The sequence below is a fragment of the Lysobacter sp. 05T417 genome, from assembly GCF_056396405.1.
Window position 1 is genome coordinate 30515 of sequence record NZ_JBFTLK010000006.1, and the last position, 26534, is coordinate 57048.

21 protein-coding genes are annotated in these 26534 nt (G+C 68.7%); 19 read left to right on the forward strand and 2 right to left on the reverse strand.

The features are described from left to right. Positions 1–37: 37 nt before the first annotated feature. The 8 genes from AC1DER_RS12160 to AC1DER_RS12195 all read left to right on the forward strand — a co-directional run bounded on the left by AC1DER_RS12160 (position 38) and on the right by AC1DER_RS12195 (position 10592). Entirely contained in the window at positions 38–2455 is a 2418-nt protein-coding gene (locus AC1DER_RS12160; protein ID WP_477247288.1) for a TonB-dependent receptor, read from the forward strand. A gap of 80 nt (positions 2456–2535) precedes the next feature. Next, positions 2536–4671: an ATP-dependent DNA helicase RecG gene (gene recG, locus AC1DER_RS12165; protein ID WP_477247286.1), complete on the forward strand. Its 2136-nt coding sequence runs from the start codon at positions 2536–2538 to the stop codon at positions 4669–4671. 72 nt (positions 4672–4743) lie between these two features. After that, positions 4744–5763, forward strand: a complete 1020-nt coding sequence (locus AC1DER_RS12170) for a glucokinase (RefSeq protein ID WP_441817049.1) — start codon at positions 4744–4746, stop codon at positions 5761–5763. A 28-nt stretch (positions 5764–5791) separates the two neighbouring features. Next, complete coding sequence (locus AC1DER_RS12175) at positions 5792–6799, forward strand: glycosylasparaginase (RefSeq protein ID WP_477247284.1); 1008 nt, start codon at positions 5792–5794, stop codon at positions 6797–6799. Then, a complete protein-coding gene (locus AC1DER_RS12180) occupies positions 6796–7527 on the forward strand; it encodes a copper homeostasis protein CutC (protein WP_477247282.1) in 732 nt (243 codons plus the stop codon). Before AC1DER_RS12175 ends, AC1DER_RS12180 begins: the two co-directional genes overlap by 4 nt. Before the next feature lie 47 nt (positions 7528–7574). After that, on the forward strand, positions 7575–8510 hold the full coding sequence (locus AC1DER_RS12185; RefSeq protein ID WP_477247280.1) for a nucleoside hydrolase: 936 nt from the start codon (positions 7575–7577) through the stop codon (positions 8508–8510). Positions 8511–8603: 93 nt separating this feature from the next. Continuing rightward, on the forward strand, positions 8604–8849 hold the full coding sequence (locus AC1DER_RS12190) for a type B 50S ribosomal protein L31 (protein WP_158734120.1): 246 nt from the start codon (positions 8604–8606) through the stop codon (positions 8847–8849). A gap of 438 nt (positions 8850–9287) precedes the next feature. Beyond that, positions 9288–10592, forward strand: a complete 1305-nt coding sequence (locus AC1DER_RS12195; protein WP_441817053.1) for a citrate synthase — start codon at positions 9288–9290, stop codon at positions 10590–10592. 94 nt (positions 10593–10686) lie between these two features. On the opposite strand, the gene AC1DER_RS12200 is transcribed toward AC1DER_RS12195, so the two are convergent. Together AC1DER_RS12200 and AC1DER_RS12205 are read right to left on the reverse strand one after the other, a co-directional pair. Continuing rightward, positions 10687–11364, reverse strand: coding sequence for a hypothetical protein (locus AC1DER_RS12200; protein ID WP_441817054.1), 678 nt, complete (start codon positions 11362–11364; stop codon positions 10687–10689). A 228-nt stretch (positions 11365–11592) separates the two neighbouring features. Next, positions 11593–14088 carry a penicillin-binding protein 1A gene (locus tag AC1DER_RS12205; protein ID WP_477247277.1) on the reverse strand — a complete coding sequence of 832 codons (2496 nt, stop codon included), beginning with the start codon at positions 14086–14088 and terminating at the stop codon, positions 11593–11595. Between the two features lie 244 nt (positions 14089–14332). Between AC1DER_RS12205 and AC1DER_RS12210 the strand changes: the two genes are divergently transcribed. The 11 genes from AC1DER_RS12210 (at position 14333) to AC1DER_RS12260 (ending at position 26518) form a co-directional block, all read left to right on the forward strand. Beyond that, positions 14333–15391: a pilus assembly protein PilM gene (locus tag AC1DER_RS12210; RefSeq protein WP_441817056.1), complete on the forward strand. Its 1059-nt coding sequence runs from the start codon at positions 14333–14335 to the stop codon at positions 15389–15391. Then, positions 15391–16173 carry a PilN domain-containing protein gene (locus tag AC1DER_RS12215; protein WP_477358003.1) on the forward strand — a complete coding sequence of 261 codons (783 nt, stop codon included), beginning with the start codon at positions 15391–15393 and terminating at the stop codon, positions 16171–16173. Before AC1DER_RS12210 ends, AC1DER_RS12215 begins: the two co-directional genes overlap by 1 nt. Beyond that, positions 16170–16838, forward strand: a complete 669-nt coding sequence (locus AC1DER_RS12220; RefSeq protein ID WP_441817058.1) for a type IV pilus inner membrane component PilO — start codon at positions 16170–16172, stop codon at positions 16836–16838. Before AC1DER_RS12215 ends, AC1DER_RS12220 begins: the two co-directional genes overlap by 4 nt. A 1-nt stretch (position 16839) precedes the next feature. Then, positions 16840–17391, forward strand: a complete 552-nt coding sequence (locus tag AC1DER_RS12225) for a pilus assembly protein PilP (RefSeq protein WP_441817059.1) — start codon at positions 16840–16842, stop codon at positions 17389–17391. A 19-nt stretch (positions 17392–17410) separates the two neighbouring features. After that, positions 17411–19342 (forward strand): type IV pilus secretin PilQ, encoded by a 1932-nt coding sequence (locus tag AC1DER_RS12230; RefSeq protein ID WP_477247659.1) that lies wholly within the window; start codon positions 17411–17413, stop codon positions 19340–19342. Between the two features lie 242 nt (positions 19343–19584). Continuing rightward, positions 19585–20577 (forward strand): AAA family ATPase, encoded by a 993-nt coding sequence (locus AC1DER_RS12235; protein WP_441817061.1) that lies wholly within the window; start codon positions 19585–19587, stop codon positions 20575–20577. A gap of 23 nt (positions 20578–20600) precedes the next feature. After that, on the forward strand, positions 20601–21536 hold the full coding sequence (locus tag AC1DER_RS12240) for a DUF58 domain-containing protein (RefSeq protein WP_477247657.1): 936 nt from the start codon (positions 20601–20603) through the stop codon (positions 21534–21536). Next, complete coding sequence (locus AC1DER_RS12245) at positions 21536–22027, forward strand: DUF4381 family protein (protein WP_477247655.1); 492 nt, start codon at positions 21536–21538, stop codon at positions 22025–22027. The genes AC1DER_RS12240 and AC1DER_RS12245 overlap by 1 nt, the downstream gene beginning before the upstream one ends. After that, complete coding sequence (locus AC1DER_RS12250) at positions 22027–23043, forward strand: vWA domain-containing protein (RefSeq protein ID WP_477247664.1); 1017 nt, start codon at positions 22027–22029, stop codon at positions 23041–23043. Before AC1DER_RS12245 ends, AC1DER_RS12250 begins: the two co-directional genes overlap by 1 nt. Further along, complete coding sequence (locus tag AC1DER_RS12255; protein ID WP_477247653.1) at positions 23040–24767, forward strand: VWA domain-containing protein; 1728 nt, start codon at positions 23040–23042, stop codon at positions 24765–24767. Before AC1DER_RS12250 ends, AC1DER_RS12255 begins: the two co-directional genes overlap by 4 nt. Beyond that, entirely contained in the window at positions 24764–26518 is a 1755-nt protein-coding gene (locus tag AC1DER_RS12260; protein ID WP_477247651.1) for a BatD family protein, read from the forward strand. The genes AC1DER_RS12255 and AC1DER_RS12260 overlap by 4 nt, the downstream gene beginning before the upstream one ends. The last annotated feature ends 16 nt before the right edge of the window (positions 26519–26534 follow it).

Below are 26534 nucleotides of genomic sequence, written 5' to 3' on the forward strand. Positions count from 1 at the left end.
TCAAAACAACAAGAAAGTCATTGGGAGGGGAGTTCCGATGTCGCCACGCAAGAGCAGGCTCGCAATCAGTCTGGGCCGCGCGCTGTCAGGTCTAGCATTCACCGCGGCGATGCCGCTGGCCATGGCGCAGACGGCGCAGGTGCCGGTCAGCGCCACGCAGCTGGACACGATCACCGTCACCGCGCAGAGCCGCGAGCAGGAACTGCAGGACGTGCCGATCGCGCTGCAGGTCGTCACCGAGCAGCTGCTCGAGGACGTCGCCGCCGAGGACCTCGGCGACATCGACAGCTTCGTTCCCGGCCTGCAGATCAACAGCCTGCAGCCGACCCAGCCGAGCTTCCAGCTGCGCGGCATCGCCACCGACGACTTCGGCATCGGTACCGATCCGGCCGTCGGCGTCTACGTCGACGGCGTCTACGCCGGTCGCGGCGGCGGCGTGCTGCTGCCGTTCACCGACCTGCAGCGCATCGAAGTGCTCAAGGGCCCGCAGGGCACGCTGTTCGGCCGCAACACCGCCGCCGGTGCGATCTCGATCATCACCACCCGTCCCGAGGACGAGAACGGTGCGCGTGCCAAGCTGCGTCTTGGCAACGACAACAAGACCTACTTCGAGGGCATGGCGAACGTCGCCGTGAGCGAGGATTCGGCCTTCCGCTTCAACGGCATCTTCAACCACTCCGACGGCTGGATCCAGGATTCGGTCACCGGTGAAGACCTGGCGCCGGAGAACAACTGGGCCACGCGCGCTTCGTTCCAGACCCGCTTCGGCGACGACACGCGCGCCTGGATCAGCTGGGATCACGAGAGCCTGGACCAGCTCGGCCAGGCCACCACCGGCGTGGTGCCGATCCCGGCGCTGCCGGCGCTGCCGACCGTGCCGGCCGATCCGTCGCAGTTCCTCGATCCGCTGAACATTCCGACCGCGACCGACGCGCAGGGCAACGCCGAGACGCGCACGTTCGACGGTGTCACGCTCATCGTCGACCACAACTTCGGCTGGGGCAGCCTGACCTCGACCTCGGCGTGGCACGACTACGACTCGCTCAACCGCGTCGAAGAGGACGGCACCAACCTCAGCTACCTCTACGTCGATTCGACCAACACCGAGAGCAACGAGAACTACTACCAGGAGTTCAAGTTCAACGGCAGCACCGACCACATCGACTGGATCGCCGGTGTCAGCTACTTCCAGGAGAAGGCGCACCAGACCAGCGAGGTCAACGCGCTGACCGACTCGATCGACACCATCGCCAACAACATGGGTCTGGCGCCCGGCGGCCTGTTCGGCCCGGTCACGCAGATCGCGAACATGTTCGGCATCCCGGTCGACCTGACCGGCCTGCCGTGGAACGAGAAGTTCGTCAACACGCTCGAGACCAAGTCCTACGCCGCGTTCGGCGACGCCATCTGGCACGTCAACGACAAGCTCAACCTCACCGCCGGCCTGCGCTACACCCGCGACGAGAAGGACTTCACCTGGTTCAACGACCTGCGTAGCGCGCCGGCTCTCGACGCCCAGCTCGACCTGCTCGACTCGATCGGCTTCTTCGATGCGATCGGCCTGCCGAAGGAGATGTTCATCTTCGACGTGGCCTTCATCGATCCGCCAGCGATGATGAACAAGGGCGTGCAGACGCGCGCGAAGAAGTCGTGGGACGACTTCAGCCCTCGCTTCGTCGTCGACTACCACTTCGCCGATGACCTGATGGGCTTCGCCTCGCTGGCCAAGGGTTACAAGGCCGGTGGCTTCAACGCCCTGCAGATCGGCAGCGAGTTCGAGAACGAGGACGTCTGGAACTTCGAGACCGGCATCAAGCAGTCGTTCCCGGAGCAGCGCCTGGCGTACAACGTCTCGGGCTTCTACTACGTCTACGACAACCGCCAGGCCGTCACCCTGGACATGACCACGAGCATTCCGCGCTTCGTGATCAACACCTCCGACCAGGAAGCCTACGGCGTCGATTTCGACGTGCGCTGGCAGGCCACCGACGGTCTGGGCTTCGACTTCAACGCCGAGTACCTGGATTCGACCTACAAGAAGTACGTCAACCCGCAGGGCGTCGATCTGGCCGGTGATGCCACCGGCGCGCCGGAGTGGTCGTTCGCAGCTGGCGCCAACTACGTCTGGCACATGGGCGATGCCGGCGACATGCGTGCTTCGCTGCGCCATTCCTACGTCGGCGAGTGCCGCCGCAACGCCGAGTCCGACAGCGTTCTTGGCTGCGGCACCGGCGCCGGCGCCATCGACATCGGCGAGGCGCAGAACCTCACCGACGTGCGCCTGGGCTGGACCTCGTCCAGCGGCCACTGGGGTTGGGCGCTGTACGGCAACAACGTGTTCGACAACCAGTACGTCAACTCGCTGGGCACCTACGGTATGACCGTGCTCGGCACCGTTGGCGCACGCATGACCCAGCCACGCCAGTACGGTCTGGAAGTCAGCGCGAAGTTCTGACCTCGGGGCCTGGCCCCAACCGACCCCGGCACGCTTGTGCCGGGGTTTAGGTTTTTCGGCGATCCCGGCATCCTTGGCGGATGCCGACACGCAAGGGCGGGATCACCGTCGCTCTCCACGACCCGCAATCGATCAGCAGCCTGCCGATCAGCAGCCTGCGAGGCGTCGGCCCGCGCGTGGCCGAGAAGCTGGCTGCGCGTGGCCTGTCCACGCTGCAGGACCTGTGGCTGCAACTGCCGCGGCAGTACGAGGACCGCACCGCACTGACCCCGATCCGGCTGTTGCAGCCAGGTATGGCGGCACAGGTCGAAGGGCGCGTGGAGGCGGTCGAACGCGGTTTCCGTTATCGGCCCACGTTGCGCGTGGCGATCGGCGACGACTCGCGCGCGACCCTGGTGCTGCGCTTCTTCCATTTCCGCGCCGCCCAGGTCGCGCAGTTCCAGCCGGGCGCGCGCGTGCGCTGCTACGGCACGCCGCGGCCGGGCCAGAACGGCCTGGAGATCGTCCACCCCAGTTATCGCCTGCTCGACGAGGAAGCGGACGCCGGGCTCGGCAGCAGCCTCGACCCGGTCTATCCGGCGATCGAAGGCATCGGCCCGGTATCGCTGCGCCGGCTCATCGGCCTTGCCCTGGACCGGCTGCCCGACGAAGAGGCGCTGGAACTGCTGCCGCGCGAGCTGCGCGAAGGCTTCCAGCTGCCGTCGCTGCGGGAGGCGCTGCTGACCGTGCACCGCCCGCCGCAGGACGCCGATGTCGCCGCGCTCGCCGCCGGCCGCCATCCGGCGCAGCGGCGGCTGGCCCTGGAAGAGCTGCTGGCGCACCACCTCAGCCTGCGCCGCCAGCGCATCGCCCAGCAGGCCCATGCCGCGCCCGTGCTGCGCAAGACCGCGCTGGCCACGCGCCTGCGCAAGGCGCTGCCGTTCGCCCTGACCGGCGCCCAGCAGCGTGTGTTCGACGAGATCCGCGCCGACCTGGCCCGACCGCATCCGATGCTGCGCCTGGTGCAGGGCGATGTCGGCAGCGGCAAGACGGTGGTGGCGGCGCTGGCGGCGATGCAGGCCATCGAGGCCGGCAAGCAGGCGGCGCTGATGGCGCCGACCGAACTGCTGGCCGAGCAGCACCTGGGCAACCTGCGCGCCTGGCTGGAGCCGCTGGGCGTGCGCGTGGCATGGCTGGCCGGCAAGGTCACCGGTCGCGCCCGCGCCCAGGTGCTGGAGCAGGTGGCCTCCGGTGAGGCGCAGATGGTCGTCGGCACGCACGCGCTGATGCAGGACGGCGTGGCCTTCGGCGACCTCGGCCTGGCGATCGTCGACGAGCAGCACCGCTTCGGCGTGCATCAGCGCCTGGCGCTGCGCGACAAGGGCGTGGGGGGCAAGGGCAACGGTGACGCCATCGTCCCGCACCAGCTGGTGATGACCGCCACGCCCATCCCGCGCACGCTGGCGATGGCCGCCTATGCCGACCTCGATGTCTCGGCGATCGACGAACTGCCGCCGGGACGCACCCCGGTGCAGACCGTGGCGCTGAGCGCCGAGCGCCGACCCGAGCTGGTCGAACGCATCCGCCGCGCCTGTGCCGAAGGGCGCCAGGCGTACTGGGTCTGCACCCTGATCGACGACAGCGACGAAGTCATCGCCCAGGCCGCGCAATCGACCTTCGAGGACCTGTCCAAGCGGTTGCCCGAGGTGCGCGTGGGCATCGTCCACGGCCGCATGAAGGCAGCCGACAAGCAGGCGACGATGCGCGCATTCAAGGAAGGGGCGGTCGACCTGCTGGTGGCCACGACCGTGATCGAGGTTGGCGTCGACGTGCCCAACGCCTCGCTGATGATCATCGAGAACGCCGAACGCCTGGGCCTGGCGCAGTTGCACCAGCTGCGCGGCCGGGTCGGTCGCGGCAGTGCCGCCTCCAGCTGCGTGCTGCTGTACCAGTCGCCGCTGTCGCAGATGGCGCGCCAGCGCCTGGAAACCATGCGCGAGACCAACGATGGGTTCGTGATCGCCGAGAAGGATCTGGAACTTCGCGGCCCCGGCGAACTGCTCGGCACCCGCCAGACCGGCCTGGCCCAGTTCCGCGTCGCCGACCTCGCCCGCGATGCCGACCTGCTGCCGCAGGTGCAGGACCTGGGCGAGCGCCTGCTGCGCGAGTCGCCCGGGCTGGCGCAGCGCATCGTCGCGCGCTGGGTCGGCGGGGCGGTGCGGTTTGCGGGAGCGTGACGCCGGGGCGGCTGGCCGCAACCGCAAGTGGCATCATGCACAGTCCGACCCCCGGTCGACCGCCCGCATGCCGTGATCGCCGATTCTTCGAAGCAGTCCCCTGACCGACAGGGCGCCCAGCCGTTCATTGCCGCTGATGTCGGTGGCACCCACGCGCGCCTGGGGCTGGTACGGGTCGGCGCCGACGGCAAGGTCGACGTGCTGCAGTACCAGCGCTATGCCTGCGCCGAGTACCCGAGCCTGGCGGCGATCCTCGATCATTTCGCCGGCGCCAGTTCCGCCGAGCGCACCCACGCCGTGGTGGCGATCGCCGGGCGCCTGGAAGGCGACACGCTGATCAACAGCAACCTGCAATGGCCGGTGTCGGTGCAGCACACGCGCAAGGCCGCCGGGATCACCCACCTGGCCCTGCTCAACGATTTCGAGGCCGTGGCCTGTGCGATGTCGTACGTCGACGCCGCCACGATGACGCGCGTGTGCGGCCCCGAGCGCGCCGGCGATGGTCCGGCGCTGGTGCTGGGCCCGGGGACCGGCTTCGGCGCCGCCCTGTGCCTGCGCAGCGCGGCACAGCAGCGCACGCCGCTGCGCGTGCTCGCCAGCGAGGCCGGCCACGCGGCGCTGGCCGCCGGCACCGCGCGCGAACTCGACCTGGTCCGCCACCTCCTGCAGCGCTGGCCGCACGTGGACAACGAACGCGTGCTGTCGGGCCCGGGCCTGGTCAACACCTACCTGGCGCTGTGCGAACTCGACGGCGCCACGCCCGCGCTCGACAACCCCGAAGCGATTGCCGCCGCCGCCCAGGCCGGCAGCGACGCGCGTGCGGTGGAAACGCTGGAACTGTTCTGCGCGCTGCTGGGCAGCCTTGCCGGCGACCTCGCGGTGACCTTTGGCGCCGACGCGGTGTACCTGGCCGGCGGCATTCCGGCGCAGATCCGTCCGTTCCTGCTCGACAGCGACTTTGCCGCGCGCTTCCGCAACAAGGGCGTGCTCGGCGAAGTGCTCGCGCGCGTGCCGGTGTGGCTGGTCGACCACGGCCAGCTCGGTCTGGTCGGGGCTGCGGCCTGGTATTACGAGCGCCATTCCGGCTTCTGATCCCGTCGCAACGCTTGCGAGTCGATGCATGACCAACCGCCGTACGTTTCTCCAGTCGTCCCTGCTCGCCGCCGGCGCGCTGGCCCTGCCCAGAGCAGGTGCTGCGCCCGTTGCCGGCCGGGCCCGCGTCGTCTCGACCTGGGACTTCGGCATTGGCGCCAACACCGCGGCATGGCGCGTGCTCGGCGCTGGCGGCAGTGCGCTGGACGCCGTCGAGGCCGGCGCGCGCTGGGCCGAAGCCGACCTGTGCAATCCCACCGTTGGCCACTGCGGCAATCCCGATCGCGACGGCGTGCTCACCCTCGACGCCAGCATCATGGACGGGGACGGCCGCTGCGGTGCGGTCGCCGCGATCGAAGACATCGCCCATCCGGTTTCCGTGGCGCGCGCGGTCATGGAGAAGACGCCGCACGTGCTGCTGGTCGGCGCCGGTGCTCAACAGTTCGCCGTGGCCCAGGGCTTCGAGAAGACGCCGCTGCTGACCGACCAGGCGCGACAGGCCTGGCGCGAATGGCTCAAGACCGCGCAATACGCGCCGCAGATCAACGCCGAGCGCCAGCAGCGCCCGGGCGACAAGAGCAACCACGACACCTTGGGCATCCTTGCCCTGGACGCGCAGGGCCGCCTGGCCGGCGCCTGCACGACCAGTGGCATGGCGTGGAAGCTGCACGGCCGCGTCGGCGACAGTCCGATCGTCGGTGCCGGTCTGTATGTCGACAACGAAGTGGGCGCGGCCACCGCGTCGGGCGTCGGCGAGGAGATGGTGCGCAACGCCGCCAGCTTCCTCGTCGTCGAGCTGATGCGGCAGGGTCGCTCGCCGGCGGACGCCTGCCGCGAGGCGATCGAGCGGGTGGTGCGCAAGCGCCCGGAGGCGAGCAGGAATCTGCAGGTGTGTTTCCTCGCCCTCAATCGCGACGGTGAGGTCGGCGCATTCGCCCTGCACAAGGGCTTCGTCTACGCACTGCACGATGGCGGCGCGGGCCCGCACGAGCGCCTGCACGAGTCGTCATCGGTGTACGCGACGGAACACAAATGAGCCGGCCGCTGCTGGAGATCGCGGCCAACTCGCTGGCCTCGGCACTGGCCGCGCAGGACGGCGGCGCCGATCGCATCGAGCTGTGCGAGAACCTCGGCGAGGGCGGTTGCACACCGTCGTACGGCACGATCGCGGTTGCGCGCGAGCGCCTGCGAATTCCCCTGTACGTGCTGATCCGGCCGCGTGCCGGCGACTTCCTCTACGACGCCAGCGAATGCGAGGTGATGCTGCGCGACATCGCCTCCTGCGTGCGGCTGGGCTGCGATGGCGTGGTGATCGGCGCGCTGGCCGAAGATGGCGCGGTCGACGGCGCGACTTGCCGCGAACTCGTCGCCGCCGCTGGCGCACTGGGTGTCACCTTCCATCGCGCCTTCGACGTGGCCCGGGACCAGGCGCAGGCGCTGGAGTCGGTGATCGCGCTGGGCTGCGAGCGGGTGCTGACATCGGGTGCGCGAGCGACGGCACTGGAAGGCGCCGACCGCATTGCGCAGCTGGTGCAGCAGGCGGATCGGCGCATCCGCGTCATGGCCGGCGCGGGCGTCACCGGCGCGATCCTCGGCAAGCTGATGGTTCGCAGTGGTGCGGACGAATTCCATGCCTCCGCGAAGGCGGTGTGCACTTCGCGCATGCGCCAGGGCGATGCACGCCTGGGCGGCATCGACGGCGACTGGCTGCAGACCGACAGCGAACGCGTCCAGGCATTGCGCGCGGCGCTCGATGCCGGTTAGCGCCGCAGCGTTGTCATCTTTCCGGCCATGGCGGCCATAATGGGCCGATGAGCGAAAAGATCCCCCTGCTGATCGATACCGACCCGGGCGTCGACGACGCGCTGGCCCTGCTGATGGCCTTCAATGATCCGCGCCACCAGATCGTTGGCCTGACCATCGCGGCCGGCAATGTCGGCCTGCGCCACACCGTGGCCAATGCGCTGAAGCTGTGTGAGGTCGCGGGCGTCGACGTGCCGGTGTTCGCCGGTTGTGCCGGACCGCTGCTGCATCCCGCGCCGGACGCCGGCTACGTCCACGGCCAGGACGGCTTCGGCGATGTCGGCTATGAGCCGGCGCGCCAGCAGGTGCAGGCCGAGCACGCCGCACAGGCGATCGTGCGCCTGTCGCACCAGCATGCCGGCAAGCTGCTGCTGGTCGCGCTCGGCCCGCTGACCAACATCGCCCTGGCGCTCAAGCTCGATCCGACCCTGCCCGAGCGCGTCGCCCGCTTCGTCGTGATGGGTGGCTCGGTCACCGGCCACGGCAACATCACCCCGGCCGCCGAGTTCAACATCTACTTCGATCCGGAGGCGGCGCACATCGTCTTCGCGGCCTTCGCGCAGATCGACCTGGCCGACTGGGAGGGCACCATCGCCCACGGCCTGCACCACGACCGCGTGTTGGAATGGCTGGGCGCGGACTCCGAACGCGCCCGCTTCTACGAGCGCATCTCGAAGAAGACCCGGGAGTGGTCGGCCGACCGTCGCGGCGACTACTGGCATTCGGCCGATGCCTACGCCATGGCCTTCGCACTGGCCCCGGACGGGGCCGTGGAGACGGCCGAGCGTCCGCTGGCGATCGAGCTGGGGCACGGCCCTGCCCGCGGCATGACGGTGGTCGACTGGCAGCGCCAGAGCGGCCGGCCAGACGCCGTCCGGATCCTGCTGAAATACGACCAGGCGCGCCTGGACCGCCTGATCCGCGAGGCGCTCGCCGCCGTTTGACCAGGACGTTGATCGGTGCGTAATCCGGACTTGCCGGAAGCCAGAGTGGTCGCTATACTTCCCGGCTTTCCCGCTTAAAGATTGGTGAGTGCCATGAAGGCCGGCATCCATCCCGAATACCGCGAAGTCGTGTTCCAAGACGTGACCACCGACTTCCAGTTCCTGACCCGCTCGACCCTTGGCAGCAAGGAATCGATCAAGTGGGAGGACGGCAATGAGTATCCGTTGATCAAGGTCGACATCAGCTCGGCTTCGCACCCGTTCTACACGGGCAAGCACAAGATCATGGATACCAGCGGTCGCGTCGACAAGTTCCGCAAGCGCTACGCCCAGAAGTGATGTTCCGGGCCGTGCCTCAGGCACGGTTCGACCCGGGCATCGTTCCAGGCGAAGTGCGGAATCGACTGTAGCAACGGCTGCCGCCAGGCGGCCGTTGCCGTCTTTGCCGTTCCGGTGCAGACGAGCGATCCAGTGTTGTAGCGACGGCTGCCGAAAGGCGGCCGTTGCTGTTTCTGGCCGTTCGCCCCGTTTCCAGGGGCCGCTTGAGGCTCCGGGCTGGCCGCGGGACGGCCCATGCCCCCGGGGACCGCCCAGGCGCGACGGTGCGTTGCGCCGGCGCGGCGCCAGCCGACCAAAGTCCGAGCCTTGGCTCCAGGTCGTTGTGCGATAATTCACTATCGCGGTTCGGCCGAGTTTCGCCGTGACCCCGTGCCCATTCGTGGCCCACTCGTGCCCGGCCTGCCTGCGAGGCAGGCATGCAGACTTGAGGAGTGTTTCGTGTCCGATTCGAACAAACCCGGCTTCGACCAGGTCACCCTGACCGCTGGCGACAAGACCGTGACCCTGCCGGTCCACCATCCGGTTCTCGGCCAGCCCTGCATCGACATCGCCAAGCTGCCGAAGGAAACCGGCGCTTTCACCTACGACAACGGCTTCACCGCCACTGCCAGCTGCAAGTCGGCGATCACCTACATCGATGGCGATGCCGGCGTGCTGCTGTACCGCGGTTACCCGATCGACCAGCTGGCCGAGCATTCGAGCTTCCTCGAAGTCGCCTACCTGCTGATGAACGGTGAGCTGCCCAACCCGGGCGAGTTCGCCAAGTTCGAGCACGAAGTCACGCATCACACGATGATGCACGAGGCGTTCCGCACGTTCCTGTACGGCTTCCGCCACGATGCCCATCCGATGGCGATGCTGGTCGGCATGCTCGGTTCGATGGCGAGCTTCTACCACAACGATCTCGACCTGGAAGATCCGGAACAGCGCCGCCTGGCCGCAATCCGCCTGATCGCCAAGGTGCCGACGATTGCCGCTGCCTGCCATCGTTATTCGATCGGCTGGCCGATGCGCTATCCGAAGAACAACCTCGAGTACACCACGCGCTTCCTGCACATGATGAAGGAAGTGCCGAGCGAGCCGCTGGAGCTCAGCCCGGTCGCCGCCAAGGCGCTGGACCTGCTCTTCATCCTGCACGCCGACCATGAGCAGAATGCTTCGACGTCGACGGTGCGCCTGGTCGGTTCCACCGGCGCCAACCCTTACGCGTGCGTCGCCGCCGGCGTTGCCGCGCTGTGGGGCCCGGCACACGGCGGCGCCAACGAAGCCGTGCTGAAGATGCTCGAGCAAATCGGCCGTCCGGAGAACGTCGGTTCGGCGGTCGCCAAGGCCAAGGACAAGGAGTCGGGCTTCCGCCTGATGGGCTTCGGCCACCGCGTCTACAAGAACTTCGATCCGCGCGCCAAGATCATCCGCGAGATGACCCACAAGGTCCTGGGCGAGCTGGGCGTCAACGATCCGCTGCTGGAAGTGGCGATGAAGCTGGAAGAGGCGGCGCTGAAGGACGAGTACTTCGTGCAGCGCAAGCTCTACCCGAACGTCGACTTCTACTCGGGCATCATCTACAAGGCGCTGGGCATCCCGGTGGAGATGTTCACGGTGATGTTCGCCATCGCGCGCACCGCCGGCTGGGTCGCGCACTGGCTGGAACAGCAGAACGATCCGGAGAACAAGATCGGCCGTCCGCGCCAGATCTACATCGGTTCGCCGCAGCGCGACTACGTCGACGCCGGCAAGCGCTGAGTCTTCGCGTACATGCCCGGCGTTCGCGCCGGTGCAACCTCAAAGCCGCGGCCCTGGTCGCGGCTTCGTCGTTTCCGGGGCTGTCAGCGGGCTGTCAGGGCGAATTCGCGCCCTTCTCGTAGTCGAGGATTTCGTCGTCGGCAAGCAGCTGCCGCAACTGCGCGGCGCTGGCGCGCTTCATCGGCTTTTCGTCGGTGCTCGACAGCGGCGCCTGGCGCAGGACGTCCAGTGGCAGCACGGTCAGGTCGAAGGTGATGTCCTCGGCGCTGAAGACCCAGACGGGGAAGTCGCCGTCGCGTTCGCGGTCCAGGCGCAGGCGGCGGCTGCGCGCCTCGGCGGGGATGCCGTGCTGTTCGAGGAAGCGCGGCGGAGCATCGGGGTCGTCGCTGTAGAGGTGCAGGGCGACCGGGCTGCGCGTGTCGGCCGTGCCGTCCAGTACCGGGCCGACCAGGCGCGGTTCGAACGACTGGAAGAACTCGAGCGCACGCAACGCCGACTCGCGCCGTTGCCGCAACGCCGGGATGTTCCCGCGCTGGAACAGGCGCTGGTACTCGCGAAGCGCTTCCTCGATCTCGCGGTTACGCGGCAGTGAAGCGTCGTCGAAGATGCCGAGGCGTTCGGCGGCCTTGAGCTTGGCCTGGTGGTAGTCGCGGATGCCGCCTTCGGCCATCAGTCGCGCAGCTTCATGGGCGAGGCGGTGGCGGCGTTCGCGGGTGCGCGTCTGGGCGTGCAGGGTGGCGTGCTGGTTGGCGTTGTGTCGGGCGTGGGACATGACGACCTCCGCATCTGGCACGACGTCGGCGACCTGGTTCGCCGCGGCCGAAACTGCACCGGCAGCGGCAACCTAACACGTTTCATCGCGCCTGGAAGTTACCGCTTTTGCCGTATCGGCAGCGTTCATGCCGTGCCCTCAGCATGAACCAATGCCATACGATAGCGAAGGCCGGAAACGACGACGCCGGGCGAACCCGGCGTCGTTTTCGTGCGTGTTGGCGTTGCCTCAGAAGATGTCGAATTCTTCCTCGGCCGGCGCCGTCTCGGTCGGGCCGTAGTCGACGTAGCTCTGCATGCGCTCCAGGTCCTCGGCCTTGACCCACTCGACGATGCCGCCGCCTTCGCCCGGCACCAGTGCGCCGCTGGCCGAGACCGAGACCTTGACCATGCCTTCCGGCGGCTCGTTCAGCGCGATCGGCTGATCCTTGAGGGCCACGCGCATGTACTCGATCCAGATCGGCAGCGCGGCCTTGCCGCCGTACTCGCGATAGCCCAGCGACTTGTAGTTGTCGCGGCCGACCCAGACGGTGGTGACGTAGGGACCACCGAAGCCGGAGAACCATGCATCGCGGTGGTCGTTGGTCGAACCGGTCTTGCCGCCGACGTCCTCGCGGCCGAGCACCTTGGCCGCGGTGCCGGTGCCGCGCAGGACCACGTCGCGCAGCATCGAGTTGATCTGGTAGGCGATGCGGTTGTCGATCGCGCGCGGCGCCAGGACCAGGTTGCTGGTGTCGATCTCGACTTTCTTCGGCTCGTCCTTGGGCTTGGCGTCGGCTGCCGCCGCGGCCGGCATCGCGTCTGGTCCCAGGTTGAATCCGTCGACCACGGCGGAAGTCTGCACGGCCCTGCTGGCGCCGCCGGCGCCACCGCAGGCGGGGCAGGCAACGGCCGGCTTTTCCTTGAACACCACCGCGCCCTCGCGATCCTTCACTTCGTCGATGAACCACGGCGTGATGCGGAAGCCGCCGTTGGCGAAAGCGGCGAAGCCGCGCGCCACCGACATCGGCGTCAGCGAGGCGCTGCCCAGCGACATCGACAGGTTCGGCGGCAGCTCGGCTTCGTCGAAGCCGAAATGGCTGATGTACTTGCGCGCGTAGTCGACGCCGATGGCATCGAGCAGGCGCACCGACACCAGGTTGCGCGATTGCACCATCGCCTCGCGCAGGCGCATCGGGCCGGCGAAGTTGCCGCTGTCGTTCTGCGGACGCCAGATGTGGCCGCGACGGTCCTTGAACACCACCGGCGCATCGAGCACGACCGAGGCCGGATTGAATCCACGCTCGAACGAGGCGGCATACAGGAACGGCTTGAAGCTCGAACCCGGCTGGCGTCGCGCCTGCGTTGCGCGATTGAACTTGGCGCCGGCGAAGCTGTAGCCGCCCGACAGGGCGCGCAGTGCGCCGTTGCCCGGCTCCAGCGACACCAGCGCGGCCTGCGCCTGCGGCACCTGGTCGAGGCGGTAGGTCGGCGCCGGCATCGGCCCGGTCTGGCCGGGCTTGGCCGGCGCCGGCTCGATGCGCTGCACGCGCACCAGGTCGCCGCGCTTGACCAGGCTGGCCGGGCTGCGCTCGGCGTAGCCCTGGTTCGGGCCCAGTTCGATCTGGGTGCCGTCGGCCAGCACCAGGCTGACCTGGCTGCCGTTGCTGCCGGTGACGATGGCCGGCAGCAGCGAGGCCTGCGTCGGGATGCCGCGCAGGCGCGTGCGCAGCGAGGCCGCGTCCTCGCCGGCGGCGAGGTCGAAGTGCTGCTCGACGCCGTGCCAGCCATGGCGGCGGTCGTACACCGACAGGCCGTCGCGGATGGACTGGTCGGCGGCAACCTGCAGCACCGGGTCGATGGTGGTGGTGACGTGATAGCCGCGCGTCAGGGCCTCGGCGCCGTAGCGGGCGACCATTTCCTGGCGGACCATTTCGGCCACGTACGGCGCGTACACCTCGACCGGACGCTCATGCGGGGTGGCGTGCATCGGCGCGGCCTTGGCCTGATCGGCCTCGGCCTGGCTGACGTAACGCAGGTCCACCATGCGCTGCAGGATGTAGTCGCGACGTTCCTTGGCGCGCTCGGGATTGCTGAGCGGATTGCCGCTGGAGGGGAACTTCGGAATGCCTGCAAGCGAGGCCATTTCATCGAGCGAGAGCTCGCCCAGCTTCTTGCCGTAATAGAACTCCGCGGCGGCGCCGACACCGTAGGCGCGGTTGCCGAAGAAGCTCTTGTTGAGGTACAGCTCGAAGATCTCGTCCTTGCTCAGCTCGCGCTCCATGCGCATCGCCAGCAGCATCTCGGCGAGCTTGCGCGTGTAGCTGTATTCGTTGCTGAGGAAAAACTGGCGGGCCACCTGCTGGGTGATCGTGGAGCCACCAGGAACGCGCTTGGCATCGGTCGTGGCGAGCAGCCAGACCGCACGGCCGATGCCCTTGAAGTCGACGCCATGGTGCTTGTAGAAGCGCGCGTCCTCGATCGAGATGAAGGCCTGCTTGAGCCGGTCGGGAACGTCCTGGATCGAGATCGGGTAGCGCCGGGTCTCGCCGAACAGCGCCATCAGGCGGCCGTCGCGGGCATAGACGTACATCGGCTCCTGCATCTCGACGGTGCGCAGGGTCTCGACGTCGGGGAGCTTGGGGGCGACCAGGTAGTACAGGGTGCCCAGGGCAATGGCGCCGAGCAGAGCCAAGCCGGCGGACGCGATCAGCGCCCAGCGCAGCAGGCGGCGGAAACGGGGCATCAAGGCAGGTTCCGATTGCGGGTGTAGTGGCCGTGGAGTATAGATGAGCCGGGGATGGGCACTTGAGCAGGGCAGGGGCGGGGCGGACGGGCCGGACGGGGCGGGCTGGCCAGCCGTTGAAGGGGCGGAAAGTGACGCAGTAAGGCAATTCCGAACGGAACAGTTGCCTTGCCGCGCAAACTTCGATATTTAAAGCAGGGTCACACGAAGCGCACGTAAGCGCCTGTGACAAGGGGAGAATACCGTGGGGATCGTCACAAAAAGCCAGCCGGCAGTCGTCGGCGTGGATATCAGTTCGACTGCCGTAAAGCTGTTGCAGCTCTCCCGGGCCGGCAACCGCTACCGCGTCGAGCATTACGCGGTTGAACCGCTGCCACCCAATGCCGTGGTCGAAAAGAACATCGTCGAGGTCGAGGCGGTGGGACAGGCGATCAAGCGCGCCGTGGCGCGCTCGGGCACCCGGGCCAAACATGCCGCTGCCGCCGTCGCCGGCTCCTCGGTCATCACCAAGGTCATCCCGATGCCGGGCGACCTGGACGATGACGACCTGGAGTCGCAGGTCGAGCTGGAAGCGGTCAACTACGTGCCGTACCCGATCGAGGAAGTCAGCCATGACTTCGAGGTCCTGGGTCCGATGCCGGGCAGCCCGGACATGCTCCAGGTGCTGCTGGCCGCCTCGCGTTCGGAAAACGTCGAAGTCCGCGCCTCGGCGCTGGAGATCGGCGGCCTGACGCCCAAGGTGATGGACGTGGAGGCCTTCGCCCTCGAGAACGCCTTCGCCCTGGTCGCCGACCAGCTCGGCGGGCCGCGCGACGGCCTGGTCGCCCTGGTCGATTCCGGCGCCACCATGACCACCCTCAACGTCCTTCGCCAGGGCCGCAGCCTGTATGCCCGCGAACAGGTATTCGGCGGCAAGCAGCTCACTGACGAAGTGATGCGCCGTTACGGCCTGAGCTACGAGGAAGCCGGTCTGGCCAAGCGCCAGGGCGGCCTGCCGGAAAGCTACGAGGCCGAGGTGCTGGAGCCGTTCAAGGAGGCGATGGTCCAGCAGATCAGCCGCCTGCTGCAGTTCTTCTACGCCGGCAGCGAGTTCAACCGCGTCGACCAGATCGTCCTGGCCGGCGGCTGCGCCTCGATCGCCGGCATCGCCGAGATGGTCGAAGAGCAGCTCGGCGTGCCGACCACCATCGCCAACCCGCTCGCCCACATGACCCTGGGGCCGCGCGTGCAGGCGCACGCCCTGGCCCAGGATGCGCCGGCGCTGATGATCGCCTGTGGCCTCGCCCTGAGGAGCTTCGACTGATGGCACGCATCAACCTCCTCCCGTGGCGCGAAGAGCGCCGCAAGCTGCGCCAGAAAGAATTCGCGGTGATGTTCGCGATGGCGGCGCTGGGCGCGGTGCTGCTGTCGTTCGTGATCATCAGCTACTACAACGGCCAGATCGACGGCCAGAACGAGCGCAACGCCTACATGCGTGACCAGATCACGCAGGTCGACAAGGCGATCAAGGAGATCGAGGAACTCGACAAGAAGAAGGCCAAGCTACTCGCCCGCAAGGAAGTCATCGAACAGCTCCAGGCCAACCGCTCGCAGATGGTCCACCTGTTCGATTCGCTGGTGCGCACGATTCCCGATGGCGCCGTGCTCACCTCGATCAAGCAGGACAGCCAGACGCTCACGCTCGAAGGCCGCGCGCAGTCCAACGCCCGCGTCAGTACCTACATGCGCAACCTCGAGGGTTCAGGCTGGATGACCAGTCCGGACCTTTCGATCATCGAGGCCAAGGGTGGCGACAAGGGGCTGCCGTACGTGTTCCGCCTGCAGGTCAAGCTGGCCAACCCGAACGCACCCAGGGACGAGGACGGCGACGGCGTGCCGGATGCGCCGGCCGCAACGACCTCGCAGATCGCGCAGTCGGGTGAGGCCACCGCAGCCGGTACCGGTGCTGCCGCCACGCCGGCCGCGCCGGCAGCTGGCGCCGCCGCCGCGCAACCGGCCGGCACCCCGGCCCCCGCGCCCGTAGCAACCCCTGCCAACGCGCCGACGGCGCCGGCCGCAGCGCCGACCAAGGGAGCGGCGTCATGAGCAAGAAGAAATCCATCAAGCTCAACGAACTCGATTTCAACAACATCGGCTCCTGGCCGCAGCAGGCCAAGATGGGCTTCTGCGTCCTGGTCGCCCTGCTGATCGTCGGCCTGGCCTGGTACCTGTTCGTCAGCGACAAGAAGACGGAACTGGAAGGCCTGGAGCACCAGGAAGCCGACCTTCGCGCCGAGTACGAAACCAAGCAGGGTCGCGCCGCCAACCTCGAGCCGCTCAAGCAGCAGCTCGCGCAGATGGAACAGCAGCTCCAGCAGATGCTGCGCCAGCTGCCGAGCAAGACCGAAATGCCCGACCTGATCGTCGACATCTCGCAGACCGCGCTCGCCACCGGCATCACCAACGAGCTGTTCCAGCCTGGTCCGGAGCAGCCCAAGGAGTTCTACGCCGAGAAGCCGATCGCACTGCGCATGGTGGGCAGCTACCACCAGTTCGGCGGTTTCGTAAGCGGCGTGGCCTCGCTGCCGCGCGTGGTCATCATGACCATGCACGACATCTCGCTGAAGCCGCGCAGCAAGGAACCCGGCGCGGCGATCACGCCCAACAGTCCGCTCGAACTGGCTGGCACGGTCAAGACGTACCGCTACCTCGACGAGGATGAAGTGGCCAAGCAGGAAGCCTCGGCGGCCGGCAAGAAGGGGGGGACCTGAGATGCGCGCAATCTCCATTCGCAACGGCGCGGCACCGCGTGTCCTGACCCTGCTGGCAACGGCCCTGGTCCTGGCAGGCTGCTCGCGCGGCATCAGCAGCACGCCCGGCGAGGCGCCGAACCTGGACAAGTGGATCGCCGAGGTCAAGGCCCGTCCGGCGCCGCCGCTCGACCCGCTGCCGGTCATGCAGCAGTTCGAAACCTTCGAATACAACGCCTACGCCATGCGCGATCCGTTCAGCACGGCATTCACCGACGAGGATGGCGGCAATGGCCCGCGTCCGGACTCGGCGCGGCGCAAGCAGACGCTGGAGCAGTTCCCGCTCGACAGCCTCGACATGGTCGGTACGCTCGGCAATGGCGGCAGCGTGGTGGCACTGGTCATGGCGCCTGACAAGGTGACGTACCGGATCCAGCCGGGGGCATACATGGGGCAGAGCGACGGTCGCGTGACCGGCGTGTTCGAAGACCACATCGAATTGGTGGAACTGGTGCCGGATGGCGCGGGTGGCTGGCTGGAACGTCCGGCCACGGTCGCGTTGGAAGATCAATAGGGATTGGGGGATAGCAACGATGACCGTTTTCAACACACGCACGCGACCTTCCCGTCGCCCCCTGCTATTGCGCAGCGGGTCGGTGGGTCTGATGGTCGGCGCAATTGCCGCCTTCAGCGCAGTCCACGCCGCAGCACCGGCGCCCGCCACCGCACCTGCCAAGGTCGCACCCGCGGCCAGCCAGGATCCGGCCAAGCAGTTGCCGGGCGCCATTTCGGTGTCCGACATCGACTTCAAGCGCGGCGCTGACGGCTCCGGCCGCCTGGTGCTGAAGTTCAGCGGCGATGGTGCCGCGCCGGACCTGCGCAACCAGGGTGCCAGCGTCGTCATCGACGTCGGCAACGCCCAGCTGCCTGCCTCGCTGCAGAAGCCGCTGAACGTGGTCGATTTCGCCACGCCGGTGCAGCGCATCGATGCCCGCGCCAGCGGCACCGGCACGCAGCTGGTGCTCAACACCACCGGCAACTTCGAGTCGATGGCGTACCAGACCGGTCGCGAGTACATCGTCGAGATCGTGCCGCGCACCGCAGCAGCCACCGGTCGCGCCGTCGGCGCCACGGTGGACGGCAAGCCGGCACCGGCCGCCGCTACCCGCAGCTACACCGGCCGCCCGGTCACGTTCAACTTCCAGGACGTGCCGGTGCGCACCGTCCTGCAGCTGATCGCCGAAGAGTCCGGCCTCAATGTGGTGGCGGCCGACACCGTCTCCGGCAACGTCACCCTGCGCCTGATGAACGTGCCGTGGGACCAGGCGCTGGACATCGTCCTGCAGGCCAAGGGCCTGGACAAGCGTCGCAGCGGCAACGTCGTGTGGATCGCGCCGCAGCCTGAGATCGCCAAGTACGAGCAGGACAAGGAAGACGCGCGCATCGCACTGGAAACCCGCGTCGATCTGGCCACCGAGTACGTGCAGATCAACTACCACAACGCCGCGCAGATCTATAAGGCGCTGACCGAGGCCAAGGGCATCGGCGGCAGTGGCAGCGGTGGTGCCAACCAGGACAGCGGCTTCCTCTCGTCGCGTGGGCGCATCGTCGCCGACGAGCGCACCAATACCCTGATGATCAGTGACATCCCGAAGAAGATCGCGCAGATGAAGGAGCTGATCCACGTGATCGACCGCCCGGTCGACCAGGTGCTGATCGAAGCTCGCGTCGTCATCGCCACCGACACCTTCGCCCGCGACCTCGGCGCCAAGTTCGGCATCAGCGGCGCCAGCGGCAAGGCCGGCGATCGCAGCTCGGTCGGCTTCGGCGGCAGCGCCGATGCCTCCTCGGCCAATGCCAACTCGCGTGCCGACGCGGTGCAGAACGGCGCCAACGCCTTCGACATCACCCGCTCGCTGATGAGCAACCTGCCGGCCCAGTCGGTCACCACTCCCAGCGCGCTGGCCCTGTCGATCCTCAACGCCGGTTACCTGCTCGATGTCGAGCTGTCGGCGATGCAGGAAGAAGGCCGTGGCGAGGTGATCTCCAACCCGCGCATCGTCACCAGCAACCAGCGCGAGGCGGTGATCCGCCAGGGCCAGGAAGTCGGTTACGTGACGATCTCGCCGCAGCAGGGCGGTAACTCGATTCCGATCCCGAACGTGCAGTTCAAGGACGTGCTGCTGGAGCTGAAGGTCACCCCGACCATCACCCACGACGGCCGCGTGTTCCTGAACATGAACGTCAAGAAGGACGAAGTCGAAGGCTTCACCAACACCTCGATCGGCCAGGTTCCGCAGATCGCCAAGCGCGAGGTCAACACCGCGGTGCTGGTGCAGGACGGCCAGACCGTGGTCGTCGGCGGCGTCTACGAGTTCCGCGACCGCAGCGACATCTCCAAGGTCCCGTTCCTCGGCGACGTGCCGTTCCTAGGCAACCTGTTCAAGCGCAAGGGTCGCAACAAGGACAAGGCCGAGCTGCTGATCATGGTCACGCCGAAGGTGCTGAGGGTCGACCAGCGGTGACCAGGCTTCGCCTGGTAAACCCAAAGCTTGCTGTGCAAGCTTTGGGCCCCGCCAGCTGTGCTTCCACACCCCGCCATTTCGCGCCTGCGGCGCGAACCGCCCCCTGACTCAGGGGGCCAGGGCGAAAACAATCGGGCCCCGAAAGGGGCCCTTTTTGTTTTGTTGCTGAATGGACGAAGGAGGTCTTGAACCGCGCGGGTGTGTTTCGGTCAAACTGGTCCTGCCCCGCAACCGAGACCCCCATGGACCGCCGCAGCGATGACCTGCCCCGTGTGCACGATGCCTTCCGCGCGCTGCGCGATGCGCTCTCGGCCGAGATCGTCGGCCAGGCGGCGCTGATCGAGCGGCTGCTGGTGGCCCTGCTGGCCGACGGCCACCTGCTGGTTGAAGGCGCGCCCGGCCTGGCCAAGACCAGCGCCATCCGCGCACTGGCGGCGCGCCTGGACGCCGACTTCGCCCGGGTCCAGTTCACTCCCGACCTGCTGCCGGCCGACCTGACCGGCACCGAAGTCTGGCGGCCGCAGGAAGGACGCTTCGAGTTCCAGTCCGGCCCGATCTTCCACCCGATCCTGCTGGCCGACGAGATCAACCGCGCGCCGGCCAAGGTCCAGTCGGCGCTGCTGGAGGCCATGGGTGAGCGCCAGGTCACCGTCGGGCGCGCCACCTACGCGTTGCCGGCGTTGTTCCTGGTCATGGCGACCCAGAACCCGATCGAGCAGGAAGGCACCTTCCCGTTGCCGGAAGCGCAGCTCGACCGCTTCCTGATGTATGTGCGCATCGGCTATCCGGAGATCGCGGCCGAAACCGAGATCCTGCGATTGGCCCGCGAGCGCGCGCGTGCCGCCATGCACACGCCGGCGCAGGCGATCGAGCGCATGCCGTTGTCGGATGTCTTCGCCGCGCGCGCCGCCGTACTCGAGCTGCACCTGGCGCCGCCTGTCGAGCGCTACCTGATCGAGCTGGTCCTGGCTTCGCGCGATGCCGCGCGCTACGACCCGGCGCTGGCCCGGCGCATCGCCTGGGGCGCCAGTCCGCGCGGCTCCATCGCGCTGGAGCGCTGCGCACGCGCGCACGCCTGGCTGGCCGGTCGCGATTTCGTCACCCCCGACGACGTCCGTTCGGTTGCGCCGGACGTGCTGCGCCACCGCATCCTGCCCAGCTACGAGGCCACGGCCGAAGGCTGGGACGGCGACCGCCTGGTCGCTGAAATCCTGCAGCGGGTGCCCTTGCCCTGAGTCGTGGGCCCGGAGTGGATGCGATGACTTCGAAGCAGGCCGGCAATGACGATGCGGCAGCCATGGCCGACGGCATAACGCCGTCGCTGGCGGAGCTGGTGGCGCTGCGCGCAGTGGTCACCGCGCGCGGCCAGGCCCGTCGTGGCCGTTTCGGAATCAGCGGCCACGCCTTGTCGCCACTGCGCGGGCGCGGCATGGAGTACGCCGAGTCGCGCGAATACTCCAGCGGCGATGACGCCCGCCATATCGACTGGCGCCTGACCGCACGCACCGGTCGTGCCCACACCAAACTGTTCCAGGCCGAACGCGAGCGACTCAGCCTGATCGTCGCCGACACCTCGCCTGCGCTGTACTTCGGCACGCGCGTGCGCTTCAAGTCGGTGCAGGCGGCGCGCGCCGGGGCCATCGCCGCGTGGGCCGCAGTTCGCGACGGCGACCGCATTGCCGCCCTGCGCGGAAGCAGGACCGAGGCACCGGTGGCGCCTGCCGCCGGGCCGCGCGGCGCGCTGCGCGTGCTCGATGCGCTGGTGCGATGGTACGCCCGGCCACCGCAGGACGATGCCGGCCTGGACGTCGCACTCGACCATGCCCAACGCCTGCTGCGGCCTGGTTCGCGCCTGCTGGTGCTCGCCGATGCACAAAGCGTGGCCGCCATCGCCCAGCGGCGATGGCCGGCGCTTGCGCAGCACCACGAAGTCATCGTGCTGCTGCTGACCGATCCGCTCGAGGATGCGCCGCCGAAGTCGCCATTGCCGTTCCAGCACGACGATCGCCGCATCGAACTCGACCTGGCGTCGGCCGCGCAACGGCAGGCCTGGCGCAACGAGTTCGTGCGCCCGATCGAACAGGTGATGGCGCAGTTGCCCGCGGTCGGTGTGCGCGTGCAGTCGTTATCGACGCAGGTGGCGAGCGATTCCTGGCTGCCGTTGCTTGGCCGCAACCGGCCACTGGTGGCCTGATGGCCGGCCCGGCGCTGGTCCTGCGCGACATCCATTCGCTGCCGGCGCCGCCCTGGTGGCCGCCGGCACCGGGCTGGTGGCTGCTGGCTGCGCTGGTGATGGCACTGATCGCGGCGGTTGCCTGGGTCGTATTGCGTCGCCGCCGGCGTCGTCGCGCGATTGCCGAACTGTTCGATCGCAACGTCGATGCCGCCGCTTCGCCGGCCGCGCAGGTCGCCGCGATGTCGGAACTGCTCCGACGCGCGGCGCGCCGACGTGACGCGCATGCCGACCGGCTGGAAGGAGAGGCATGGCTGGCCTTCCTGGATGCAGGGCCGGGAGGTCCGGCGCGACCAGGTTCACGCCGATCCGTCACCCGCACCGACTTCAGCGGCGGCAGCGGCCGACTGCTGCTCGACGGTGGTTATCGCCGCGACGTTGCCGCGACCGACGTGCAGGCGCTGCGTCGCCTGGCGCGTGCGCGCTTCCTGCAATGGATGGGCGCCGCATGATGGCCTCGCTGCTGGCGCCGTGGGCCTGGCTCGCCGACCTGTTCGCGTGGCCATGGTGGTTGTTGGCGCTGCCGCTGCCGTTGCTGGCGAGGTGGCTTCTGCCACCTGCGCGCGGCACGGCGGCTGCATTGCAGGTGCCTTATGGCGACCGCCTGCAGCGCGTTGCCGCATCCGGCCGCCGCGGCGGACTGGGCGGTCGCACCAGTGCGCTCGCCTGGCTTGGCTGGATCCTGCTGTGCCTGGCCGCGGCGCGCCCGCAGCAACTGGGCGAAGCGGTGCAGCCGCCGCATGTGGGGCGCGACCTGATGCTGGCGCTGGATCTGTCGGCCAGCATGCGCGAGCCGGACATGGACCTGGGCGGTCGCAGCGTCGATCGCCTGACTGCCGCCAAAGCCGTGCTGGCCGACTTCCTCGACCGCCGCGGCGGCGACCGCGTCGGCCTGATCGTGTTCGGTCGCCGCGCCTACGCATTGACGCCGCTGACGCTCGATCTCGATTCCGTGCGCGAGCAGCTCAACGACAGCGTGATCGGACTGGCCGGCCAGGAAACCGCGATCGGCGATGCCATCGCCCTGGCAGTCAAGCGGCTGAAGGCACGGCCCGCGCAACAGCGTGTACTGGTGCTGTTGACCGATGGCGTCAACACCGCCGGCATGCTCGAACCGGCCAAGGCCGCGCAGATAGCCCGCGCCGAAGGCGTGCGCGTGCACACGATCGCCTTCGGCGGTGAAGGGTCGCTGTCGTTCTTTGGTTTGCCGATGCCCATGCCCGGCGCCGGCGACGAGATCGACGAAGCCGGCCTGCGCGCGATCGCCAAAACCACCGGCGGCCGCTTCTTCCGTGCCCGCGATACCTCGCAACTGGTCAACATCTACGCCGAGATCGATCGGATCGAACCGGTCGAGCAGCCGGGGCAGGCGCTGCGTCCGCGGATCGAACGTTATTACTGGCCCTTGTCGGCAGCGTTTGCCTGCGCATTGCTCGCTCTCGCCTGGCCGCGACGGAGGCTGGCATGAGCGAACTGGCAGGCATCGACCTGGCTGCGCTGCACCTGCTGCGCCCGCAATGGCTGTGGGCGCTGCTGGCGTTGCCGTTGCTGGCGTGGTTCTGGCGATCCCATCGTCGTCGTGCCAGTGCGTGGCACGACCGGGTCGACGCGCACCTGCTGCCGCACCTGCTGGCGCAGCGTGGCGACACACGCACGCGCCGGGCCGCCGTGTTGGCGGCGCTCGCCTACGCCATCGCGGTACTGGCGCTGGCCGGGCCGAGCTGGCGGCAACTGCCGCAACCGTTGTGGGAGAGCCGCGCGCCACTGGTGATCGCGGTCGACCTGTCGAGTGCGGCGCTGGCCGGTGACGTTCCGCCTTCGCGCCTGGCCCAGTCGCGCGCCAAGATCTCCACCCTGTTGCGCGAGCGCGCCGCCGGGCAGGTGGCGCTGGTCGCCTACGCCGGCGATGCCTTCACCGTCGCGCCGTTGACCGAGGACGCGGCCAACGTCGCGCTGTTTCTCGACGCGCTGGCGCCGGACGTGATGCCGGTCGATGGCAATCGTGCCGATCGCGCCATCGACTGGTCGGCGCAACTGCTGCAACGCGCCGGCTTCGACCGTGGCGACATCGTGCTGCTCACCGGCCAGTCCGACGCGGACGCGATCGATGCCGCCGCGCGCGCAGCCAAGCGCGGTTATCGCGTGTTCGCGCTGGGCGTCGGCAGCGAAGCGGGCGCGCCTTATCGCCGCAGCGATGGCAGCTTTGGCGAGGCGCGACTGGACTCGGCATCGCTGCGCCGCATGGCGGCTGCCGGTGGCGGCCGCTACGCCATGGTGGCCGCGGGCGACGAGGACCTTGCCAGGCTGGGCATCCTCGACGCCGGGCAGGGCGAGGCGGGCATCGCCCGCGGCACCGCTCGCACCTGGCAGGACCAGGGCTTCTGGTTGTTGCCGCCGCTGATGCTGCTGGCACTGCTTGCATTCCGCCGCAGCGCTGCATTGGCGGTTCTGGTGCTGGTGTTCGCATGGCCCATCTCGCAGGCGCAGGCCGCGCAGTTGTGGCAGCGCGCCGACCAGGCCGAACATGCGCGAATGGAGCAGGGGTCGCAGGCCTACAGGAGCGGCGACTTCGCCCAGGCGGCCACGTTGTTCGACGGCATCGACAACGCCGACGCGCATTACAACCGCGGCAACGCACTGGCCAAGGCGGGACAGTATCCACAGGCGCTGGCCGAGTACGATCACGCACTGAAGCAGCGACCGGGAATGGAAGACGCGATCGCCAACAAGCGCGCGGTCGAGGCAGCAATGAAGCGCCCGCCATCGCAATCGCAATCGCAGCGTGGCGGGGCCGGCCGGCCGCAATCGGGGCAGTCGCAACCGCAGCACAATCCCGCCGGCGATCCCACTTCACAAGCCGATCAGTCGGGTCAGCCTGACAAGCAACGCCAGGACCAGCAGCCACCGCAGCAGTCGCAGGACGGCCAGGCCAGGCCGGCCGACGCCGATGCCCAGCGCGACGCCGACGCGGCCCAGCGCGAGCGCATGCAACGCGCGCTGCAGCAGCAAGGCAAAGTCGAGACTGGGCCGCGACAGCAGGCGAAAGTCAACGAAACGCCGCAACAGCGCGAGCAACGCCTGGCCAACGAGGCGTGGTTGCGGCGCGTTCCCGATGATCCGGGCAGCCTGCTGCGCGAGAAATTCCGGCTCGAGCAGGAGCGTCGGCTGACAGAGGGCCAGGACAAGCCATGAGTGCAATTGCGGACCGCAACCTTCGCAAGTCGCCGACCCGGCTGCTGACACAGCTGGCGGCCTGGTTGCTGCTGTCGATGCTGAGCCTGGCGGCACCGGCGCAGACCCGCGCTTGGCTCGATCGCGATCGCATCGCGCTGGGCGAAACGGTCACCCTCAACATCGAGTCGAACTCGGTCCGCGCCGCCGAGCCGGACTACGCCCCGCTGGACGCGGACTTTGCCGTCAGCGGTCATACCAGCCGGCGCGAGTTCGAGCAGGTCAACGGTCGCAGCAGCATCCGCACGCTCTACGCGGTGGCGCTGCGGCCACGACGCGACGGCGTGCTGACGGTGCCGGCGCTGAGCCTGGGCAGCGAGCAGACCCAGCCGATTGCCCTGGTGGTCACGCCAGGCAGCGGACGCGCGCCGGCCCGCGCCGGCGATGACGTGTTCATCGAAAGCGAGGCCGACGACGCCGACCCCTACGTGCAACAGTCGGTGGGCTGGGTGGTGCGGTTGTACTCGGCCGCGCCGCTGGTTTCGGGCCAGCTCGACCAGGCTGCGCCGGAAGGTGCGTCGCTGCAACGCGTCGGCGACGACGCGCAGTACCAGCGCGATGTCGGTGGACGCCGCTACAGCGTGGTCGAGCGTCGTTTCCTGCTCGTGCCCGAACGCAGTGGCGCGCTGACCATCCCGCCGGCGAATTTCGAGGGGCGCGGTGCCGGGGGTTTCTTCGACGATCTGTTCGGCAGCAACCACGGCGCGCTGCAGGCGCAGGCGGCGCCGCGCGTGCTGCAGGTGCAGCCGGTCCCGGCCAACGCACCGCAGCCGTGGTTGCCGCTGCAGGACCTGCAGCTGCGCTACCAGTCCACGCCGCAGGAGTTGCGTGCCGGTGCCGCGGCAACGCTGGTGGTGGAGGCGGTCGCCGACGGCGCCACCGCCGCGCAGATGCCGGAACTGCAATTGCCTGTCATCGACGGCGTGCAGGTGTTCGCCGAGCCGGTCCAGGCCGACGAGCGTTTCGTCGATGGCCGGCCGCGGGCCAAGCTGACCCGGCGCTTCTCGCTGGTGCCTTCGCGGGCCGGCAAGGTGCAAATGAGCGGCATGCGGATGAGCTGGTGGGACGTGCGCGCCGGCGCGGTCCGGACCGCATCCCTGCCGATGCTGTCGTGGACGGCGCTGGCGCCGGCGGCCGCAACGGCGAGCGCGACCGATCCCGCTGCTACCGCTTTGCCGTCGCCGTCGCCAGCCACGGCGGCGCCTGCTGACGGCACCGCGTCTTCGTTGCGCGTCATCGCGGGCGCGAACCGTGGCTGGGTGCTGGCGACGTTGTTGTTCGCCGCACTGTGGTTGTTCACCCTGGTCTGGGGCCTGCACCGCGGCGATGCGCGGGCGGCGAGGGAAGTCGAGCCAGGGCATGACCGGGCGGAACAACCGGAGTGGGCCAGGCAGAAGTCCGCCGAACCGGCGGGCCACTTCAAGCAGGCCCTCGATCGCGGCGCACTGGGTGACGTGGCCGATGCGCTGTGCGCGGCCGCGCGACCGCGTGCGCGCGATCTGGACGAAGTCATGGCGCGCCTGGCCGACGCCGACCAGCGCGGGGCGGTGCAGGCCCTGCAGCGGGCGCGCTGGGGCGGCGGCGATGGCGTCTCGGCACGGCAGTGGCTGCGCAAGGCGTTCGCCCCGGGGCCGCGCTGGCGCGAGGGGCCTGTCGACAGCGGGCCTTCGCCGCTGCCGCCTCTGTACCCGGGCGAACGCCGCGGCGCATGACCCGGCAGGGCCCGGC

Bases quoted from the DNA above. Each gene is read 5' to 3' on its own strand.
- AC1DER_RS12160 (WP_477247288.1), top strand. From the start codon at position 38: ATGTCGCCACGCAAGAGCAGGCTCGCAATCAGTCTGGGCCGCGCGCTG.
- recG (WP_477247286.1), top strand. From the start codon at position 2,536: ATGCCGACACGCAAGGGCGGGATCACCGTCGCTCTCCACGACCCGCAA.
- AC1DER_RS12175 (WP_477247284.1), top strand. From the start codon at position 5,792: ATGACCAACCGCCGTACGTTTCTCCAGTCGTCCCTGCTCGCCGCCGGC.
- AC1DER_RS12180 (WP_477247282.1), top strand. From the start codon at position 6,796: ATGAGCCGGCCGCTGCTGGAGATCGCGGCCAACTCGCTGGCCTCGGCA.
- AC1DER_RS12185 (WP_477247280.1), top strand. From the start codon at position 7,575: ATGAGCGAAAAGATCCCCCTGCTGATCGATACCGACCCGGGCGTCGAC.
- AC1DER_RS12190 (WP_158734120.1), top strand. From the start codon at position 8,604: ATGAAGGCCGGCATCCATCCCGAATACCGCGAAGTCGTGTTCCAAGAC.
- AC1DER_RS12200 (WP_441817054.1), bottom strand. From the start codon at position 11,364: ATGTCCCACGCCCGACACAACGCCAACCAGCACGCCACCCTGCACGCC.
- AC1DER_RS12205 (WP_477247277.1), bottom strand. From the start codon at position 14,088: ATGCCCCGTTTCCGCCGCCTGCTGCGCTGGGCGCTGATCGCGTCCGCC.
- AC1DER_RS12215 (WP_477358003.1), top strand. From the start codon at position 15,391: ATGGCACGCATCAACCTCCTCCCGTGGCGCGAAGAGCGCCGCAAGCTG.
- AC1DER_RS12220 (WP_441817058.1), top strand. From the start codon at position 16,170: ATGAGCAAGAAGAAATCCATCAAGCTCAACGAACTCGATTTCAACAAC.
- AC1DER_RS12225 (WP_441817059.1), top strand. From the start codon at position 16,840: ATGCGCGCAATCTCCATTCGCAACGGCGCGGCACCGCGTGTCCTGACC.
- AC1DER_RS12230 (WP_477247659.1), top strand. From the start codon at position 17,411: ATGACCGTTTTCAACACACGCACGCGACCTTCCCGTCGCCCCCTGCTA.
- AC1DER_RS12235 (WP_441817061.1), top strand. From the start codon at position 19,585: ATGGACCGCCGCAGCGATGACCTGCCCCGTGTGCACGATGCCTTCCGC.
- AC1DER_RS12240 (WP_477247657.1), top strand. From the start codon at position 20,601: ATGACTTCGAAGCAGGCCGGCAATGACGATGCGGCAGCCATGGCCGAC.
- AC1DER_RS12245 (WP_477247655.1), top strand. From the start codon at position 21,536: ATGGCCGGCCCGGCGCTGGTCCTGCGCGACATCCATTCGCTGCCGGCG.
- AC1DER_RS12250 (WP_477247664.1), top strand. From the start codon at position 22,027: ATGGCCTCGCTGCTGGCGCCGTGGGCCTGGCTCGCCGACCTGTTCGCG.
- AC1DER_RS12255 (WP_477247653.1), top strand. From the start codon at position 23,040: ATGAGCGAACTGGCAGGCATCGACCTGGCTGCGCTGCACCTGCTGCGC.
- AC1DER_RS12260 (WP_477247651.1), top strand. From the start codon at position 24,764: ATGAGTGCAATTGCGGACCGCAACCTTCGCAAGTCGCCGACCCGGCTG.